Raw genomic sequence first — 18,833 nt, forward strand, 5'->3', positions numbered from 1 at the left:
ACCAGTGTATTTCCACCAGCTTAACCCATGTATTCTCCGTTGTAGCTTACAAGAACTGCACTGTTTACACCATCCATATCGGCTACTTCATTTACAAAATCGGTGTTATCTTCCTTTAATCTCACCTCAATATTAAGTTCAAGATTTCCTTTTTGTGCACTCTTACTCTTTACGACGAATTTCTGCACTCTGGACTTTAAGTATTCAGAGACCTTAACCTCTGCATCATGACCAGTGCAGCTAACTACTACAATATATGGAGCAAGATAAGCTTTTTTATTCACAAAAATAAGAAGAATGATTCCTATTATTACACTTCCAAAAACTGCCAGTGGTATCAGCCCTGCTGCCAAAACTATTCCAACTGCTATTGACCAGAATAAAAATGCAATGTCCAAAGGCTCCTTTATCGCTGCTCTGAAACGAACAATAGAAAGAGCACCGACCATACCAAGTGAAAGAACTACGTTACTTGTAACTGCCAGAATAACCAGCGTTGTGATCATGCAAAGCGCTACCAGTGTCACCCCAAAGCTTGAGGAATACATAACTCCCTGATAGGTCTTTTTATAAACAAGAAAAATGAACATTCCTATAGCAAACGCCAGTGTAAGTGCCAAAACCATATCTAAGATACTTATACTGCTTACATTCTCTAAAAAGCTTGATTTAAATATATCTTTAAAAGTCATTTCTTTATCTCCTTTTGAATTGAATATTTGTTATAAATTATCAAATTATTGGTTGCCTGCAGGCTTCATACTTTGAAAACGACTCTGTCCTTGTATTTTTCAGCTGCACCGCATCCCGAATAATATCAGGTAAAAAATTGTCCCACTTAACTTCCATGATGCAAATGCCAAAAGCCGCCGGTACTGTCACGCAATCCATATCCAGAAAATCAGTATTATCAAGGCCCGTCCGGATATCATAATCAAGTGTCACTCTCACATTTCCCGGGACGAAGATAAATGGTTCACGGGTGTAGTCAACAATTGTTTTTGGTCTTAATCTTTCAGAAATCATTTTTGAGTAAAGCTCTCTTATAAGCTCATTATCCTGATCTTTCATCCATAAAATGTTCCCACTGACAATACTATCTGCCTGTTCTTTTGTAAGGTTTGCAGATACTTTCGTGCCAAGACCCGCGGTTTTACTTTTCTTCTCAAGATGGATCACGCTTTTGTCCCCGTTATAGTATCTGATTCTGAATTTCTGTCTTCGACTGACACCTGCCTGCTTTTCAATAAGTGCCTTATCCTCAGGCGTATCAAAATACAGACTTCTTATCAGATATTTCCCATCAATTGCATGAGCATCCGGAGTTGCAACCGCCCGTAACCTTTGCCGTATGGTGATCATATCCTGCGTTGTGATTTCATGTTTTAATTCATGTCTAAACTGCACGATTCACTCCTTTCAATGTCAGCACCTTAATAGCCGTGCTGTATCAACGAAAGTGATTATATTATCTGAACCTAAATCGAACCTTAAATACTCTTAGCGTAGTGTTTTCATCCTTAAAGAAATCCAATGGTATTTCCTGTAATACAATAAAGAATGTCGCTTGCGACATTCTCGCGCCGAGCGCGGTTGCTGAAGGCAACATATTCCTATCGCGCGAGTGCGCATCCATAGCGGAGCGCTTTTTATGATATAGGAATTTCGGAGAAATTTCCTATATCATAAAAAAGTCTCTTCCAATAACAATTGAAAGAGAATTCATAAATAATATGAAATAAGAGGCAAAAGTGAATTTTGCCCCTTACTGATGATGCGAATTGTTTTGTTTTTCTAAACTCTCGCATTTTAAAATATTCAGAATCAGCTCACCCCTCAGGAAGTGTTCTGACTTTTCTACCATAAACTTTATTAAAGAACAGTACCGACATTGCAAGGGACGCTATCTCGGCAATAGGGAATGCCCACCATACTGCATCAACATTTCCGCTTCTGGCAAGAAGCCACGCCACCGGTATAAGTACCACCAGCTGGCGGCCTACTGATACAACAAGTGAATAGATGCTCTCTGAAAATGCCTGAAAAACTGATCCCATTACAATACATATGCTGGCTATTGGAAAGCTCAGACTAATAATCCTAAGCGCAGGTTTTCCTAGTTCTATCATATCAGGAGATGCATTAAACAGACTTAAAAGCTTGTCAGGCAGCAATTGAAAAGTCAATGTTCCGATAATCATTACGGTTGCCGCAAGAGCCATTGAAAACTTGAGTGCTTCTCTTATTCTCTTTTTCTTCTTAGCACCAAAATTAAATGCAAGTACAGGGATAAGACCATTATTTAATCCAAACACCGGCATGAAGAAAAAGCTCTGGAGCTTAAAGTAAACACCAAATACCGCCGTAGCAGTAGTTGAAAAGGTTATAAGAATAAGATTCATGGCATAGGTCATTACCGAGCCTATCGACATCATTAGTATGGAAGGCACGCCCACGTAATAAATCTCTTTAACAACATCTGCTACAGGATGGAATATTAGCGATAGTTTGATTCTGACATCAGGATTCAGAGCCATATTGCAGTAAAATCCGATGCAGGAACCAACTATCTGTCCGAAAACTGTCGCAAGAGCTGCACCGGTTACTCCCATTTTGGGAAGTCCAAAGAGTCCAAATATCAGAATAGGATCCATTATGATATTTATTATTGCACCTGCCATCTGAGAAAACATGCTATATAAGGTACGTCCTGTTGACTGTAGCATTCTCTCAAAGGTCATCTGGCAAAAAACTCCGAGTGAACAGCAGCAGATGATTCTAAGATATGAAACTGAATATGCGATGATTTTCTCATCCTGAGTCTGTGACATAATGAACGGTTTAGCAACAAACAGACCTACGAGCAAAAATATTGCATAGTTTATAAGCGTCAGTAAAAGTGCGGTATTGGCAGCCTGGTCAGATCTTTCAAAGTTCTTCTCCCCAAGTGACCTTGAAAGTAATGCATTCATACCGACTCCGGTACCTGCACCCAGAGATATCATAAGGTTCTGCAATGGAAAAGCAAGTGTAACTGCTGTAAGTGCCGCTTCATCAATCTGCGCAACAAATATACTGTCCACAACATTATAAAGTGCCTGAACCATCATTGAAGCCATCATTGGAAGTGACATGGAAATTATAAGTTTCTTAATAGGAAGAACTCCCATCCTGTTTTCGCCTAAATTAGACATATGTTACCTCTTTCATAATTAAATCGCTGTTCTTGCAAACTCCACTAAGTCCATAAAAAGCCTCGCTAAGTGAACCCACTTGGCTCAGACTATGCTCATGAAGAGCTTCGCTAAGTGAACCTGCCTGACTCACACTATGCTCATTAAAAGCTTCGCTAAGTGAACCCGCCTGACTCACGCTATGCTCATGAAGAGCTTCGCTAAGTGTTATACTCAAAAAGAAAAAGAATGCCAAAAGACATTCTTTTTCCAGCATGTAATAATGTACTACAAAGTACATGTATAATTCAACACTTAGTTAATTCCCATTACTGTTTCTTGTTGTATTATTTTCTTTAGACTTTGTAGCGTCCTCCGAATTCAAATTGTTCGGATCGTAGGTACTCTTAATTCCGGCTGCTTTATTAAATAGTGTAGCAAGCGTTCTGCCGTCATTTACATGGAGTTCATGCCTGTACCATCCTCCTGAAACCTTGATAAATAAGAATCCGTCGCATCTTACACTTGTTCTTCTTGTTCTTCTTACAGCCTTATCCAAAAAGTTAGCAAGCTCGCTTCCGTTATAAATGTAAGCTGCAGGTATGTACCAGCCGTTATATTTTCTTATGAAAGTATATCTGCCATAGGTTACGGTTACGTTACCTTCCTCATCCTGTCCCACAGTTATATCAATCTGATTGGCTTTTATAGCTGTATTGTTGCTATTAGTAGTAGTTATGGCAGCCTTCGCCGGATAAGCCGAAAGTGATATGATCATAGCAAATGCCATGATCGCCGTTAAGATTCTATTAACTACTCTCCTCATATTATTTCCCCTTTTCGTGACAATAGAATTATCCTCTGATAATCACCCCGTCTGAATTATCTCCGATAATTTTCTTCAATTTTTCCCTTGCTTCATCCCTGCTATCTGCCTCGACTTCTATACTAAACGAAAACGCTTTTCTATTCTGTAAAATCTCGTCATGCTTATCGAATTTCTCCTGCATTGCAGCAAGTGAGTAATGTTGTCTTAGTTCGACTATATCCCTCGCTACAAAATCCGTGTACTCCTTCTTTTCCTCTTCTGAATCGGAATATTTAGCAATAATCCTCATCGTCGCCGAGAGATTCATATAATCACTGGATATGTAATCCTCAAGGCTTTTCCAATGCAATCCCCCATCATTTGGCAGATGTGACATTCTGCTATCTATGTAATCATCAAAAGATATTCCGTGACTTTCGAGCCAGTCCAACGCATACATTTTCCAGACGTGCTCGCGCTTGTTGAATCTTTCCTGATCATAGATGGTCTGCATTTTCTTAAAGAGGTCCTCAACCATAGGGATAATGTCTTCTTCTTTGGATCTCTTTATATTAAAAGCCCTTCCGGAATACTGCGTTCCGTTCTGTACATCCTCAAGTGAAAGCGAGAATGAATCATCATTAATACGAGTCATTGATACAGACAAATTGCCTAATCGGGCAACACAAATACTGCGGTTTTTAAGAAGCTCATCCCGCTGCTTGCAAAAAGCATGTATCAAAAACTCCGGCTTTATGTAAGTAAACATGATTTACATTTGTTTCCACCTTTCAAATGCAATAACTCACTATAATTATAACTTCTTTTTATTGTTTATAACCGTGTTTAATAAAATATTAATTATAAAATCATTTTTTCTTAATAGTTGCACTGACTTACTTATCTTTGTATAGTCCAAGTTTTCTGAACTCAGACAGCATAACAGGCCTTGCATAATAGTAGCCCTGATAATAGTCAACCGGATACTTGAAAAGTCTGTGCTCTGTATCGGCAGTTCCAACACCGGTTGCACATATATTCATATTCATGTTGGCAGCAAAACCGGTAATAGCTTCCGTCATATACCTGCTAAGCGGGTTTTTACCGATATTTTCTGTGATTTCTGGTCCAAGCTTGATGATATTTATCGGCAGTCTGGTCGCAAGATCAAGCGTTGAAAAATCCGTCACATCCAGAGCAATCCGGATTCCACAGGACTTTAGGAAAATCACCTGGCTTTTCAGATAATCAAAATTAGTATCTCTTGAGACATTTGATAGTTCTATGCACAGAGCAGTCCCCGGAAATCTGTTTCTTCTAAGAAGCTCCATTATGGTAGTTCTGAATTCACTTCGCTCCAACTGAACATATGCCAGATTGATACTGAGATAAAAATTCGGATGGTCCTTAAGTATCTCCAATCCGTCCTTCATTGCCTTATCCAGAATCCAGTTCCCAAGCTTATAAAATGTACTGTCCTGCTCAAGCCATGGAACAAATTCACTGGGAGAAACATCCCCATAGGGTTCTCTTTTCCATCGAAGAAGCACCTCTGCACCTGCAAGTTTCCCATCATTTTTATTGATGATGGGCTGATAATTTAAATAAAAGCCCTTGCAGTGATCAATAACGCTTTCACGGACAGCTCCCACCAGCTCTATTGTGCTCTTATTGTACTCAAGCTCATTATTATGAAAAATTATAAGGTTTCCATGCTTTTCAGTCTTGGAATGAGCCAGAGCGTATTTGGCACTGGTGTAAACTGCATGTACATCTATTCCGGTTTCGTCCACTACTATCACACCGCCGCCAAGTTCAGCTGACACCTTGTTCTGTCCAATCTGAATATTCTGACGGACATGCATTCTCATTCTCTGATAAAGGCTTTTTACCTTCTCAAGATCCATTGAAACAGTACATAATCCGAGGATAGTTCCCTCTCCGCGGTATACATGCCCCATCTCACCGGCTTCATTTTGCAGCCACTGTGCCATTTCCTTAAGCATCCTGTTACCAAACATGTATCCGTAAAGTCTGTTTATATCGCCAAAATCAATCACATTTACCAGAAGAAGAATATACTTTTTCTGTTCATTCTCCAGTCTGCTCATGTAATTGTACATTTCATAGTGATTGGAAAGGCCTGTGATCGGATCAGTGTTATCCACGATACCTTTATTAATAAGAGAACACGCATAAAAAGCCGCTTTTCCCGAATAATCCTTTATAACCACGCCTCTGCAGGAGCAGGCAACATATTCACCGCTCTTATTTCTGGCACGGTATTCAAAGCTTGGATTTACTCTGTTTCCATCAAAAGCAACTCTAAGATGCTCTCTATAATTAGCCCTGTCCTCCGGGTGTACATGCATCTCCCAGACCTGATCTGCTTTATAGACAAACTCCCCAGGCAGTCCGAAATAATTGACTGCATTCTCAGACCACTTGGCAATGTTGTTTTCAATGTCATACACGTAAACATATCTGCTTTTAGATGTTACGGCAAACGTATCATAGATTTTACTGATATTTTCATATGCCGCCCGGTGCTCGATCATTATTGCTCCTCCTCTGTGTGTATCGGCACGATTACTTCGTAATCCTGCCCTATCGGTCGGAACCATTCCGAATCATGACTTCGTCATGATGGTTCCTCCTCGTTGTGTATCGGCACGATTACTTCGTAATCCTGCCAAGTCGTCGGAACCATTCCAAATCATGACTTCGTCATGATGGTTCCTCCTATAAACGGACTCAGTCCGGTCAGATATGGATAACGTAAGCACTCAAAGGGTGTGCGCTAACGTTAACCAGCTCCAAATTAGAAATCCCACAACAAAACTGTAATATGCTAAAATATAGATATTATAATACATGCTCAAATTATAACTCATGTGCAATTGCTAGTAAATCTTTATGAAATGGGGTAAATATCAAATGGCAAAAGTATCTAATCCGGCACAAAATGAAGCATCCATTCTGGCAAAGGGGAATCTTCAGTACAAGGAATACGGAAGGCTTATCTTCTTTGGAATTCCGTGGCCATTCAAACACTACGAAATATATGAGAATGAGCTTACGATCACATCCGGCTTTCTTAGTATCAAAGAAGATGACTGCTTCATGTACAAGATAACAGATGTGGAGCTCTCAAGAACATTTTTCCAGAGGCTGGCAGGGCTCTCCACAATCACACTCTTTACTTCTGATGTAACAGATAAGACCATAATAATGAAGAACATTAAGCACGGCCGCGAGATCAAAGACTTCATAAATCAGGAATCTGAACGTGCCCGCCTTCGCCGTCGTACAGTAAATATGCAAAACATTGGTTTTGACACTGATGGTGATGGTAACCTTGATGATATAACCTGACAAAAAACACACGCCGCAAAGTATATCCTTGCGACGTGTGTTTTTATTTGAGCAGAGCACTTAGTGCTCTTTTTTAATTTAGATATGTCTCATAGATAGCAACCTGATCATAAATGCAACGCCAGGAGCTCCATGCATTGGCAGATACGCAAATATAGTGATTTCCGCTATTTGATACAGAATAGCTTGCAGCACAACAGCCTGACTGATTTACAAATCCGGTCTTTGCACACATAACTGTACCATGAGTGTCCTTATCCTCTATCCTTCTGAGGAACCAGTTTGAAATGATCATTCCTTCGGGATGCTGCTCGGTAGGACTTGTTGTATAGGTATGAGCTGAAAGAACTTCTCTTGCCAGGTCATTTTCAACTGCTGCCTTTAGAATCATTGCCATATCTGTAAGCGTACAATAATGATTTTCATCATATATTCCTACACAGTTTGTGAAATGCGCCGATCCTGAAAGTCCAAGTTCATCAAGCTTCTGATTCATCATTTCCACGAAAGCTTCATGAGAACCTGCTACATATGTTGCCAAGGCTATAGCTGCATCCGCTCCCGAGGGAAGTATGGTTCCATACATCAAATCCCTGACAGTAACGACTTCTCCGACTTCAAAACCTACAATACTGCATTCATTTGAAAATGAGTAATCAGTTATATCCCTTGTAATAGTAAATGTGTCATCAAGATTTTCAACATTCTCTGCAGCCACAAGCACAGTCAGTATCTTTGTCATGGATGCCGGAGATATTCTGACATCTGCAGCTTTTTTTGCGATGATCTCAGCTTTATCCACATCTATCAGCACTGCATTTTCACTGATCACATCTTCGCTTACTATATCTGTTGTAGAAGCTGTCTCCTGAACAGTATATCCTTCAGCAAAGCTTGCTACTTCAGGAGAAAGCTGCCTGACCTCTACCTCGGGTTCAGGCTCCGGCTCCACCTCTGGTTCAGGTTCCTGAACCGGCATCTCCTCCTCAGGAATTGATTCCTGTATTGTTGCTAAATCGGCAGCAGCATCATCTGCCTTATTCTTATTAAGTACTAACAAAACCACTGCCACTATTGTTGCAATGACAAGTGCAGCTATAACTCCAAGTATAACCAGAGTTTTTATCTTATTCTTTCCAGGCCTGCGCCTGACATAATAATTATTATCCAGATTTCTGTAACGATTTTTCCCCAATATAAATTACCTTGTTGAAAGGAAAATTTCCTCTCTCTCCGCATCCGTGTCATTAGGATACGCCTTCCTGTATTTTTCCATTAAAGTTTTTGCCTGAGCGAAATTACCGGCATATTCATACGCCGTAATCTCATTCATAAGTAGTGCTCTGTCATATTCACTGCTTCCCAGAGCGAGCCCTGCCTCAAAAGAATTAACTGCACCCTCATAGTCGCCGGTGCTGATCTGACATAGTCCGAGCTGATTGTATATGTCGGGATGATCAGGTTCTTCCGCAAGAAAAGTCTTGTAAACACTAACAGCATAATTATAATCACCCTGCTTTTCGCCGGTCAGTCCAAGCAGTAATACTACAGGGGCCTTCTTAGTGTCTCTCTCACTTCTTGCAAGTTCCAGATAACTCTGTGCATCTGCATTATTCCCTAAATAATATGAAATCTGTCCCTTCTCGTAATTGGTCATATTAGGATCAGAATTATTGAGACATGCTTCGAGAATACTCCTTCCATCCTCCTCAAAACCATTTGCAGACAAGGCTTTGTATATCATAATTCTCAGATCATAATTCCTGGGAGACAGTGACATGGATTTATTAAAATCGTTTATTGCTCCTTCACTGTCAGAGATACTAAGCTTTGCCAGGCCTCTCATGTAATAGGCATCCTTGTCCCTTTTTCTGAGAGCCAGAATGGCATCATATACATTAATAGCCTCATCATATTTTCCCAGCTTCATATAAGTGTCAGCCAGATAGTAATTGGTGTCAAAATCCATATCCCCGGGGATTCCGCTGGTAGCTGCCAGAGATTTTAAAAAGTTCTCTATTGCAACATCATACTCTCCAAGATCCTTGTTCAGTAATCCTTTGGACCTATATAGTAAACTGGCATTTTCCCCCGCTGCCTCTGCGGCATCAAAGCACGCGGCAGCCTCCTCATACTCATAGCTTTTTAAATGTGCAAGTCCAAGATCAACATTATTATGCCCTGAAATACTTCCACAACCACTGCCCAAAAGCAGCGCACCAAGCATTACCATCAACACGGCTGGTTTCTTTTCAAATACAGCCATTTTGTCAAATCCTCGCTTATTTCAGATATGCTACAATCTCAACCTCACAAAGAACATCCTTGGGAAGCTTCTTCACTGCAACACAGCTTCTGGCAGGTTTACTTGTAAAATACTTCTCATAAACCGCATTAAATGCAGCAAAATCTGACATTTCAGCAAGGAAACAGGTTGTCTTTACGACATGATCAAAATCTGTTTCAGCTGCCTTTAAAATCTCCCCAATGTTGCGACAAACCAGATCTGCCTGCTCAGAAATATCATTTCCCTCTATATTTCCGTTAGCCGGATTTATCGGAATCTGTCCTGAGGCATAAAGGAAATCCCCAGCCTTTATTGCCTGTGAATAAGGACCTATTGCTGCAGGTGCTTTGTCTGTTGATACATACTTCATTTTTTCATCCTCCTTTGAACCGGTAAAACTTTAATATATTTTTTTTGCAATCAATAAATTATGTGGAGATCAAAATTCCCCTGAAAACATGTCATTGTTTATCAGAATCAAACGCAGCAGTGACATAAAAGCCTCTGTCGTTCTCTTCAACCTTTAATACAACTCCCTTGCGCTCTTTCATCCTCTCTCTGAACGGAAAATTGGCTGACATCGCAAGAGAAGGGTCTATCGTGTAATAAACATTACTCGGAAGCTCGCCCTCAGTAACGGTTATTTCGTCACCTTCTTTTAATAATCCCGGACGCTCCATTTTAAAAACCATCTCTCTGACCATATTAAAACTCCTCACTCTGATTTTTCCTCAGGAGCTGCTTCTTCCTGAGCTTCGGCTACAGGCTTATACTGTTCCACCTGACTCTCTCTGACATAAGCATGGTTTTTCAAATAATCATACCATAATGCATAAGATTTTGCCTTTAAATGTACATTATCAAATGAAAGATCTTGCGTAAGCCCACCATTGGCATCATCAGTAGCTTCGTTCATATCCACATAGAAAACATGCTCACCGTCTGCAAGGGCTTTCAGCATTTCATTCCTTTCATTAATGGTGGAATTCTTGAACACACGGTCCTTACTGCTCTTTGAATGTGTCACATGCATGATACCCTGAATTATGATTATAGCATCCGGCTGAAGCTCTCTTATCTGATTTATTACATTGGAATATGCTTCTGTAAAGCTGCTGCCGGTTCCGCTTCCAAGCTCATTAAGTCCCAGCATGATATAGATTTTCGCAAACTGTTTTCTTGAAAGTGCTTCAAATACGGTTACTTTTTCTCTTGGCAGCTGATCTTCAGGTATATCCATTCCCTCCTCGGGAACGATCGGAACAGAAACAAATTCTTTATCATCCAATCCATAGATTGTAAGAGAAACCTTTGAATAAAATGTAGCCCTGCCGTTCAGTTCCGGACAATACTCTGATAATCCGACTGTTCTGGAATCACCAATAAAAAGTGCATCATCAAAATAATCATCTGTTACGCTGCTAAGAACGTAATTGTCAGGAACATTTTCTTCAATAGCTTCTACCGCATCTCCGGTTGTCTGTTCGTTTTGTACTGCTTCTTCAGAAATGCCCTGTTCTGCATTACCACCGGTAGCTTCACCATTCTCTGTAATATCTGCATTACCATCTGAAATCATGCTTCCTTCGCCGGCATTTCCTGCAGTAATCCCGATACCGTTTCCTCCGGTAATCTCTTCAGCATTTCCTGATGACACCTCTACACCTTCAGCATTACCACCTTCAGATATTGCTGCATCTCCTGAAGTCACTTCACTTCCGGGATTATTATTCTCTGATTGATTATCAGACGCATTATCCGGAGTATTTAACTTATCTGAAAAAATCTTTTCACCGATGATTCTGAAAAGATACGGTGCCTCTCCATCCGCTATTGTCTGCAAAGATGAAGCCAATAGTGGAGGATTCTCTAAGCTATATTCAGTTTCCTCATACACGCGTCCCTGTCCAAAAGCAGAATCTACGGTGAACAGCAGGGCTATCACCATTATTCCCATGGACAGAATATGCTGAAAAAAGATTTTCATACGCTGCCTACTCTATATCTCGCAGTTAGAAGTTAAAATACATAAACGGATTACCCGCTTTCGTTGAAACAAATACTGCACTAATCCAAAACAATACAAGCAAAACAAGCCTGACCGGCCAGTCTCTTCTGTGCCTTGCAAAAAAGCTGTATATTCCGGGAAGAAGTAAAATAAGCCCGGCCAGCAGGAATGGATAATACATTGATAAAAGTTTTCCAAAGTCCGCCGAATTTACAGCTACACCAATTCCCCAAAAAGGGAACATTCTTCCTAAATAATTAACGAGGTCTTCCTTCCCGGGAAGAGCAAAAATCACCCATGTGATTGGAATCATAACAAGAACATTGAATCTTCCTACAATGTTCAAAAGCTTCTTATTTGAAACAAGCACAAACTTCTCACACAGGATCATCATTAAAAGCATTCCTGCCCAGACAATGAAATTTAATGTAACTCCATGCCATAATCCTGTGAGAATCCACACAATTGTAAGATTCCTTATGGTGGTAAGTTTCCCTTTTTTACTTCCGCCCATCGGAAAATATACATAATCTCTGAACCATGCTCCAAGAGTCATGTGCCATCTTCTGTAAAACTCACTTACACTCTTTGACAGGTATGGATGATCAAAGTTTCTCACAAGAGGAAATCCCAACATAATGCCGATTCCTGCTGCCATAAGTGAATATCCCCAGAAATCAAAATACAGGTTCAATGAATAGCATATTACGCCTGCCCATGCTAAAGGTGTTGAAATACTTTCATAACCAATTGTTCCGATATCATTCCACATCATAGCAAGATAATCTGCTATCAGTACCTTCATAGCAAATCCAAGAGTGAAATAAACCAGTCCTTCTTCGATCTTATCAAGATACAAAGAAAGCCTGTCCTTAAAAACCAGAAATCTGTCTGCTTTTCCTGAAAGCATACTATTCTTTTCAAAATCGGAATATCTCATTATTGGTCCGGATATTACCTGCGGAAACATAGTAAAATATGCTGCCACACAGATGAATCCGTGATTTTTGGGTATTCTTCCGGCATATAGATCAGCCTGAAAGCTAACCATTTTGAATGTGAAGAAACTGATGCCAAGTGGAAGTCCAATTCCAATCCCACTTCCATAGCCTGCAAGGAACTTGAAAGATAGCAATAACACTATGTCCAGAGTTACTATGCCAAACAGACATATCTTACTATGCTTCCGGCATCCGTAAGATATGAAAATATTAACTATAACTGCAGCTACAAGAATCACCAGACTTTTCAGATCCCCAACTGCATAAAATGCAAGGCTGCCCACAAGAAGTATTAAAGGGCGCAGCCTTGATGGTAAAAAGTAATATGCAATAAGAAAAATCGGAAGAAATCTAAATATAAAAGATAGATCCGAAAAATTTATCATATTTGGATTAATTTGTAGCATTATTTATCTCTGCCAATTTCGTCTCGGCTGAGCTTGCGCTGCTGGTATCCGAGAAATCATTAACTACCTGATCATAAATAACCTTTGCGTTATCAGTGTCTCCGCTTTCATAATAAGCATTTCCCAAGTTGTAAAGCGCGTCTACATTAGTCTTATCATACTGAAATGCCTTGGACAATGCAGCAATTGCTGTCTCATAGTCCTGGCTTCTGTATGCATCATAACCTGTCTGATAGCTTCTCTTTGACAGGTCATTTCCCACATGTGTCATAAATGAATCATATAATTCGGTAAACTGTCTTGTGGCAGGTCCTTCCAGGTTGTTTAAATCAACATTATTCATCTGAGCTTCAATGCCGTCCAGGTCTTCAGGTGTAGCCATATAAATAGCCACAGCTGCCATAAGATCATTAGCTGCTGAACCTGAACTGTCAGTTTCTTCATAAGAGCTGACTTCTGTTTTAAGCGCTTCAAGCTCTGTGTTAAGTGATGCTATCTGCTGCTCATATTCGCCAAGCTTTGCAGATTTCGAATCAGATTCCTCACTTATGGATGAAATCTGCTCTCTGAAGCTTGCATTCATAGACTGTATTCTTGCAGGCAAGATCAGATAATAAGCTGCAGCAATTCCGAGCACAACTCCGAGCACTATTCCCCATATTGAACCGCTCCTTGTAAGTACATTAGAGCGAACCGGCTGAATAATCGTCTCATTACCACTCTGATAACGTACAACATCAGAGTTGGTGGTCTTCTTCTCCTCACTTGCTTTTGCATCCTGAGGAAGCATCATGGATTCTGCTTCCTTGAGATATCTGGCAGCCATTACATTACCGGTGTCCAGCTTCAGACTCTTTTGAGCCTCTGTCTTTGCTTTGGCATAATTACCATTGTTCAGGTATAAAAGAGCAAGTAACAGATGTGCCCTGATAAATCCGGGATTCATGGACAGAACTTTCTTTAACTGAATCACTGCCATATCAAGTCTGTCCTGATGACAATGGTTTAAAGCTATGTTGAATTTCTTAATTGTCTGGTTAAAAGTCTCAAGACGCGAAGGATCATTGCGGACAAGATCCATGTAATCATCTGCCGCATTATCCTCAGGCTTTAAATTCTTACTGATAACCCATTCACTTAATGCTGCAACGACTTCACCACATTCATAATAGACCAGTCCTAAAAGGTTTCTGGCCTGAATATTACTTTTGTTAAGTTTTAAGCTTTGATGCAAAGACTCAATGGCACCTGAGAGATCTCGTATCTCTGCTCTCTCCAAGCCTTCATTATAATATCGGTTTGATAAAGAGATTATACGCTTGTATACCTTTACTCCTGCACCACAATTCGGACAGTATTCACGTTCCGTAAGTTCTGCCCCACATTGATAACATTTCATAATACGAAGTACGCCCCCTCCTGATTATCTAAAGGATTTGTCAATGGACACGGGTCTGCCGAGCGGCTTCTTCAGCCTTAGCATCCTTAAGCAGACCAACAAGTACATCTGCCATGTCATCCAGATCCTGATTATAGATAATCTCCTCGGCGTCCTCGATTTCGAGGCTCGGGCGAAACTTCTTAAGTTCATTTTCAAAATTGATCATGATTTAGCTCCAAAAATCTGACTAAAAAAGATAGTTTTAGTTTCCGGGCATTATCCCCAATGATTCTCTGACCTGACCAACAAGATATAATGAGCCGGCTGCAAAAACCACATCTCCGGCACCCCGGTCAGTTATTATCTCCATAAGCGCATCTCGCACACTTGTATAATAAGAAAATCTTATATCAGGCTTCTCTTTAAAGTGTCTAAGTTCAGCTTCAAATGCTGCGCGCAACTGAGATTCAGATACAGATCTTCCGGTTTCAAGAACCGAGACACAGATGCGGTCAAAAAGCCCGCTCTGGAGAATCTGCTTTATCATCAGATGATACTGTTTATCAGCAACAGCACCAAACAGCAAAGTTCTCTTCTTATCACATGGAATCTTTTTCACACATTCCAAAAAAGCTTCCATGCCGTCAACATTATGTGCCCCATCAACATACATGCCGGGAAGAATGAGTTCCATTCTTCCTCCCCATTTTGCCTTTCTAAGTCCGTAACTGATATCATCATCAGTTATGGCTACTCCCATATCTCTGAGAGCTCTGGTACACATTATCGCAATTGCAGCATTTTCTGTCTGAAAATCCGCAACTGACTGCAATCTGAGATTGCAATATTTATCATACTTAGATTCATATGAAAAATCAATGCAAATGTTACCTGCATCATCCGGTGAATTAGTGATCTCGGTAACATAATCTGCCTCTACTCTGTATACCCTGGCTGAGAGTTCATCGGCTCTTTTTTCAATCACCTCTGTACTGGCACCGCGTTTATTATACACTACCACCGGGGTATTCTTTCGAATAATGCCTGCCTTCTCACCGGCTATCTCTGATATTGTATTGCCAAGATACTGCATATGATCCATACCAATCTCGGTAATTACATCAAGAACCGGCTCATGTACACTGTTAGTAGCATCAAGACGTCCACCTAATCCGGTCTCAAGAACCAGATAATCAACCGGATATTTGTCATACAAAATCATTGCCATAAAGAACAGGAATTCAAAGTATGTAGGAAAATAATTATCCGTGGTGTAATCCTTGATTCTTCTTATTAAATCAGCAAATATCTCACAGAAAATCGCGTCTTCTATCGGTTTTCCATTAATACAAAATCTTTCTGTCGTTTTTACAAGATGGGGAGATGTAAACATCCCCACTGTAAAACCTGCCTGTCTTAATATCTCGGAGAGATAATTACAGACAGAACCTTTGCCATTAGTACCGGCAACATGGATAATCCTCATCTTCAGATCAGGACTCCCCAGATACTCCAGAAACTTTCTGGTCTCTTCCACTGAATGCTTCTCTGTGAACGCAGGAATCTGGTCCACAAATTTATCGCATTCATAAAAACCCAATCTTTCACCTGCATCAAGGCGGGCAAGCATATCGCCAATACTTCTAGTCAATTCATCACTCATATCTTCATTATCACTTTTTCAGCTGCGCAAGTCTTTCCTCAACCTGTGCATAAGTCTGCTCATATTTCTTCTGCTTTTCTTTTTCCTCTTCAATCTTTTCAGCAGGAGCTTTTGAAAGGAATTTCTCATTAGTAAGCATATTTTGGGATCTCTTAAGCTCACCCTCAAGGCGCTTCTTTTCCTTTTCAAGTCTCTCTATCTCAGCAGAAATATCTACGAGATCTGAGAAAGGCATATAAATTGTTGCTTCTGCGAGAACCACCGAAACAGCATCCTCAGGAATACCGCTCTTGTCATTCTGGCAAACAGATTCTGAAGCGCTACCAAGAGTCTCGAAGAACAGCTTACCTGTACGGAAGATATCGAGAACCTCTTCTTTTTCAGAAACAACGTAAACAAGTGCCTTTCTTGACGGCGCAACATTCATCTGTGTACGTATATTTCTGATGCCTCTTACGGCTTCCTTGATGGTCTCGATTGACTTCTCATCAGCTGCATAATTCCACTCTTCTTTGTACTCAGGCCATGATGAAATCATTATTGATTCTTCTTCGTCCTGAATAGTGCAGAAAATCTCCTCAGTGATATAAGGCATATAAGGATGAAGCAGTTTCAACCCGTTTATAAGTACTGTCTGAAGAGTCCATAACGCTGCATCATGAGATTTTTTATCATCTGAGTTGTACAGACGAGGCTTAACCATCTCAATGTACCAGTCGCAGAATTCCTCCCAGATAAAGTCATAAACCTTCTGAACTGCAATTCCGAGCTCGAACTTATCCATATTCTCAGTAACTTCACGAATAGTGTTATTGAGCTTTGAAAGGATCCAATGATCAACCGGCTCAAGTCCTTCAGGCTGAGGCTGATGAATTGCGCTCTTTTCGCCTTCCGCCATATTCATCATTATGAAACGTGATGCATTCCATACCTTATTAGCAAAGTTACGGCTGTTCTCAACACGCTCGTAGTAGAATCTCATATCATTTCCGGGTGCATTACCTGTAACGATAGTGAGACGAAGTGCATCAGCACCATATTTTTCTATTACTTCAAGAGGATCGATACCATTTCCAAGAGACTTACTCATCTTGCGACCCTGTGAGTCTCTGATAAGTCCATGGAAAAGCACTGTCTTGAAGGGATATGTTCCCATCTGTTCATAACTGGAGAATATCATTCTTATTACCCAGAAGAAGATGATGTCATATCCTGTTACAAGTACATCTGTAGGGAAGAAGTACTTAAGCTCAGGTGTCTGCTCAGGCCATCCCAAAGTTTCAAAAGGCCATAATGCAGATGAGAACCATGTATCAAGAGTGTCTGTCTCCTGCTTGAAGTGAGTGCAGCCACACTTAGGACATACTGTAGGCTCTTCCTTTGCAACAACTGTCTCACCACAGTCCTCACAGTAATATGCAGGAATTCTGTGTCCCCACCAGAGCTGTCTTGAAATACACCAGTCTCTGATGTTGTCAGTCCAGTTGTAATAGGTCTTTTCCATACGCTGAGGAATAAGCTTGATCTCGCCTTCTTTTACTGCCTTAACAGCAGGCTTAATAAGTTCGTCCATCTTTACGAACCACTGCTTTTTGATCATAGGCTCAACTGTTGTACCACATCTGTCATGAGTACCTACGTTGTGAGTATAATCCTCAATCTTTACAAGAAGGCCAAGCTCCTCAAGTTCCTTAACGATGGCATCGCGGCATTCATAACGATCCATACCCTCGAACTTACCGCCATTTTTATTGATTGTCGCATCATCGTTAAGAATATTTATCTCCTCAAGGTTATGACGCTTTCCAACCTCAAAGTCATTAGGGTCATGAGCAGGTGTAATCTTTACAACACCTGTACCAAATTCCATATCAACATAGCTGTCCTCAACGATAGGAAGCTCTCTGTTAACTATAGGAAGAAGAACCTTCTTACCCTTGAAGCTCTTATATCTGTCATCGTCAGGGTTTACTGCAACTGCTGTATCACCGAGCATTGTCTCGGGACGTGTTGTAGCAAACTCAATGAAATCTGTCTTGCTGACAGTACCATCTTCGTTAATAACAGGATACTTTATGTGCCATAAATGACCTGCCTGCTCCTCGTATTCAACCTCAGCATCTGAGATAGATGTATTACAAACAGGACACCAGTTAACAATTCTGTTTCCTTTATATATGTAGCCTTTTTCATGCATCTTCACAAAGACTTCTGTAACAGCCCTGTTACAGCCTTCATCCATTGTGAAGCGCTCGCGATCCCAGTCGCAGGAGCTTCCAAGCTTTTTGAGCTGTGAAACTATAGTTCCACCGTACTCTTTCTTCCACTCCCAGGCTTTCTCAAGGAATTTCTCTCTTCCGAGCTCGTGCTTATCAATGCCCTGCTTTTTCAGTTCATCTGTAATACGAACCTCTGTCGCAATGCTGGCATGATCTGTTCCGGGCTGCCAAAGAGCATTATATCCCTGCATTCTCTTCCATCTGATAAGGATATCCTGAAGAGTCTGGTCAAAGGCATGTCCCATATGGAGCTTACCGGTGATATTCGGCGGAGGGATGACGATTGTGAACGGTTTTTTCGTTTCATCCACTTCTGCATGAAAATACTTATTATCTTCCCATTTCTTATAAAGTCGATCCTCAATTCCCTGGGGATCATATGTCTTAGCCAATTCTTTTCTCATTGTTAATGTCCTCTTACCATAGAATTACATATATTGTAATATGATAT

General features: G+C 40.5%; 18 protein-coding genes. 1 reads left to right on the top strand and 17 read right to left on the bottom strand.

Features of this window, described 5'->3' with window-relative positions; all coding sequences use genetic code 11:
* Window positions 1-20 precede the first annotated feature (20 nt).
* The 7 genes from G622_RS0119930 to G622_RS0119960 form a co-directional block, all read right to left on the bottom strand.
* Window positions 21-692: a DUF4956 domain-containing protein gene (locus G622_RS0119930; RefSeq protein WP_026512103.1), complete on the bottom strand. Its 672-nt coding sequence runs from the start codon at window positions 690-692 to the stop codon at window positions 21-23.
* A 40-nt stretch (window positions 693-732) separates the two neighbouring features.
* The gene (locus tag G622_RS0119935) at window positions 733-1,407 is read right to left on the bottom strand and encodes a polyphosphate polymerase domain-containing protein (protein ID WP_026512104.1); all 675 of its coding nucleotides are present in this window, start codon (window positions 1,405-1,407) and stop codon (window positions 733-735) included.
* 422 nt (window positions 1,408-1,829) lie between these two features.
* The gene (locus G622_RS0119940) at window positions 1,830-3,194 is read right to left on the bottom strand and encodes an MATE family efflux transporter (protein WP_026512105.1); all 1,365 of its coding nucleotides are present in this window, start codon (window positions 3,192-3,194) and stop codon (window positions 1,830-1,832) included.
* Window positions 3,187-3,474, bottom strand: coding sequence for a hypothetical protein (locus tag G622_RS0119945; RefSeq protein ID WP_026512106.1), 288 nt, complete (start codon window positions 3,472-3,474; stop codon window positions 3,187-3,189). The genes G622_RS0119940 and G622_RS0119945 overlap by 8 nt, the downstream gene beginning before the upstream one ends.
* A gap of 18 nt (window positions 3,475-3,492) precedes the next feature.
* Window positions 3,493-3,999, bottom strand: coding sequence for a hypothetical protein (locus G622_RS0119950; RefSeq protein ID WP_155831573.1), 507 nt, complete (start codon window positions 3,997-3,999; stop codon window positions 3,493-3,495).
* Window positions 4,000-4,027: 28 nt separating this feature from the next.
* The gene (locus G622_RS0119955; protein ID WP_026512108.1) at window positions 4,028-4,750 is read right to left on the bottom strand and encodes a hypothetical protein; all 723 of its coding nucleotides are present in this window, start codon (window positions 4,748-4,750) and stop codon (window positions 4,028-4,030) included.
* A 127-nt stretch (window positions 4,751-4,877) separates the two neighbouring features.
* Window positions 4,878-6,539 (bottom strand): sensor domain-containing phosphodiesterase, encoded by a 1,662-nt coding sequence (locus G622_RS0119960; RefSeq protein ID WP_026512109.1) that lies wholly within the window; start codon window positions 6,537-6,539, stop codon window positions 4,878-4,880.
* Window positions 6,540-6,918: 379 nt separating this feature from the next.
* On the opposite strand from G622_RS0119960, the gene G622_RS0119965 reads away from it, so the two are divergent.
* Entirely contained in the window at window positions 6,919-7,356 is a 438-nt protein-coding gene (locus tag G622_RS0119965) for a PH domain-containing protein (protein WP_026512110.1), read from the top strand.
* A 73-nt stretch (window positions 7,357-7,429) separates the two neighbouring features.
* Here the strand turns inward: G622_RS0119965 and G622_RS23965 are convergent, their stop codons facing one another.
* The 10 genes from G622_RS23965 to G622_RS0120015 form a co-directional block, all read right to left on the bottom strand.
* Window positions 7,430-8,551, bottom strand: coding sequence for a D-alanyl-D-alanine carboxypeptidase family protein (locus G622_RS23965; protein ID WP_049945984.1), 1,122 nt, complete (start codon window positions 8,549-8,551; stop codon window positions 7,430-7,432).
* A gap of 6 nt (window positions 8,552-8,557) precedes the next feature.
* Entirely contained in the window at window positions 8,558-9,622 is a 1,065-nt protein-coding gene (locus G622_RS0119975) for a tetratricopeptide repeat protein (protein WP_026512111.1), read from the bottom strand.
* 16 nt (window positions 9,623-9,638) lie between these two features.
* Complete coding sequence (locus tag G622_RS0119980; RefSeq protein ID WP_026512112.1) at window positions 9,639-10,013, bottom strand: RidA family protein; 375 nt, start codon at window positions 10,011-10,013, stop codon at window positions 9,639-9,641.
* 91 nt (window positions 10,014-10,104) lie between these two features.
* Window positions 10,105-10,347: a hypothetical protein gene (locus G622_RS0119985; RefSeq protein ID WP_026512113.1), complete on the bottom strand. Its 243-nt coding sequence runs from the start codon at window positions 10,345-10,347 to the stop codon at window positions 10,105-10,107.
* A gap of 11 nt (window positions 10,348-10,358) precedes the next feature.
* The gene (locus tag G622_RS24980) at window positions 10,359-11,630 is read right to left on the bottom strand and encodes a GDSL-type esterase/lipase family protein (RefSeq protein ID WP_049945985.1); all 1,272 of its coding nucleotides are present in this window, start codon (window positions 11,628-11,630) and stop codon (window positions 10,359-10,361) included.
* A gap of 25 nt (window positions 11,631-11,655) precedes the next feature.
* The gene (locus G622_RS0119995) at window positions 11,656-13,059 is read right to left on the bottom strand and encodes an MBOAT family O-acyltransferase (RefSeq protein ID WP_049945986.1); all 1,404 of its coding nucleotides are present in this window, start codon (window positions 13,057-13,059) and stop codon (window positions 11,656-11,658) included.
* Window positions 13,046-14,458: a tetratricopeptide repeat protein gene (locus G622_RS0120000; protein WP_026512115.1), complete on the bottom strand. Its 1,413-nt coding sequence runs from the start codon at window positions 14,456-14,458 to the stop codon at window positions 13,046-13,048. The genes G622_RS0119995 and G622_RS0120000 overlap by 14 nt, the downstream gene beginning before the upstream one ends.
* Before the next feature lie 40 nt (window positions 14,459-14,498).
* Window positions 14,499-14,666: a hypothetical protein gene (locus G622_RS26285; protein WP_044915549.1), complete on the bottom strand. Its 168-nt coding sequence runs from the start codon at window positions 14,664-14,666 to the stop codon at window positions 14,499-14,501.
* Between the two features lie 36 nt (window positions 14,667-14,702).
* Window positions 14,703-16,103: a bifunctional folylpolyglutamate synthase/dihydrofolate synthase gene (locus tag G622_RS0120010; RefSeq protein WP_049945987.1), complete on the bottom strand. Its 1,401-nt coding sequence runs from the start codon at window positions 16,101-16,103 to the stop codon at window positions 14,703-14,705.
* Between the two features lie 10 nt (window positions 16,104-16,113).
* On the bottom strand, window positions 16,114-18,786 hold the full coding sequence (locus G622_RS0120015) for a valine--tRNA ligase (protein WP_026512117.1): 2,673 nt from the start codon (window positions 18,784-18,786) through the stop codon (window positions 16,114-16,116).
* Window positions 18,787-18,833 lie beyond the last annotated feature (47 nt).

Origin of the sequence: Butyrivibrio sp. LC3010 (assembly GCF_000424385.1) — a bacterium.
GTDB lineage: Bacteria > Bacillota > Clostridia > Lachnospirales > Lachnospiraceae > Butyrivibrio.

Bases quoted from the DNA above. Each gene is read 5' to 3' on its own strand.
- G622_RS0120015 (WP_026512117.1), bottom strand. From the start codon at position 18,786: ATGAGAAAAGAATTGGCTAAGACATATGATCCCCAGGGAATTGAGGAT.
- G622_RS0119950 (WP_155831573.1), bottom strand. From the start codon at position 3,999: ATGAGGAGAGTAGTTAATAGAATCTTAACGGCGATCATGGCATTTGCT.
- G622_RS0119995 (WP_049945986.1), bottom strand. From the start codon at position 13,059: ATGCTACAAATTAATCCAAATATGATAAATTTTTCGGATCTATCTTTT.
- G622_RS0119960 (WP_026512109.1), bottom strand. From the start codon at position 6,539: ATGATCGAGCACCGGGCGGCATATGAAAATATCAGTAAAATCTATGAT.
- G622_RS0119980 (WP_026512112.1), bottom strand. From the start codon at position 10,013: ATGAAGTATGTATCAACAGACAAAGCACCTGCAGCAATAGGTCCTTAT.
- G622_RS26285 (WP_044915549.1), bottom strand. From the start codon at position 14,666: ATGATCAATTTTGAAAATGAACTTAAGAAGTTTCGCCCGAGCCTCGAA.
- G622_RS24980 (WP_049945985.1), bottom strand. From the start codon at position 11,630: ATGAAAATCTTTTTTCAGCATATTCTGTCCATGGGAATAATGGTGATA.
- G622_RS0119930 (WP_026512103.1), bottom strand. From the start codon at position 692: ATGACTTTTAAAGATATATTTAAATCAAGCTTTTTAGAGAATGTAAGC.
- G622_RS0120000 (WP_026512115.1), bottom strand. From the start codon at position 14,458: ATGAAATGTTATCAATGTGGGGCAGAACTTACGGAACGTGAATACTGT.
- G622_RS0120010 (WP_049945987.1), bottom strand. From the start codon at position 16,103: ATGAGTGATGAATTGACTAGAAGTATTGGCGATATGCTTGCCCGCCTT.
- G622_RS0119985 (WP_026512113.1), bottom strand. From the start codon at position 10,347: ATGGTCAGAGAGATGGTTTTTAAAATGGAGCGTCCGGGATTATTAAAA.
- G622_RS0119945 (WP_026512106.1), bottom strand. From the start codon at position 3,474: ATGTACTTTGTAGTACATTATTACATGCTGGAAAAAGAATGTCTTTTG.
- G622_RS0119940 (WP_026512105.1), bottom strand. From the start codon at position 3,194: ATGTCTAATTTAGGCGAAAACAGGATGGGAGTTCTTCCTATTAAGAAA.
- G622_RS0119955 (WP_026512108.1), bottom strand. From the start codon at position 4,750: ATGTTTACTTACATAAAGCCGGAGTTTTTGATACATGCTTTTTGCAAG.
- G622_RS0119965 (WP_026512110.1), top strand. From the start codon at position 6,919: ATGGCAAAAGTATCTAATCCGGCACAAAATGAAGCATCCATTCTGGCA.
- G622_RS0119975 (WP_026512111.1), bottom strand. From the start codon at position 9,622: ATGGCTGTATTTGAAAAGAAACCAGCCGTGTTGATGGTAATGCTTGGT.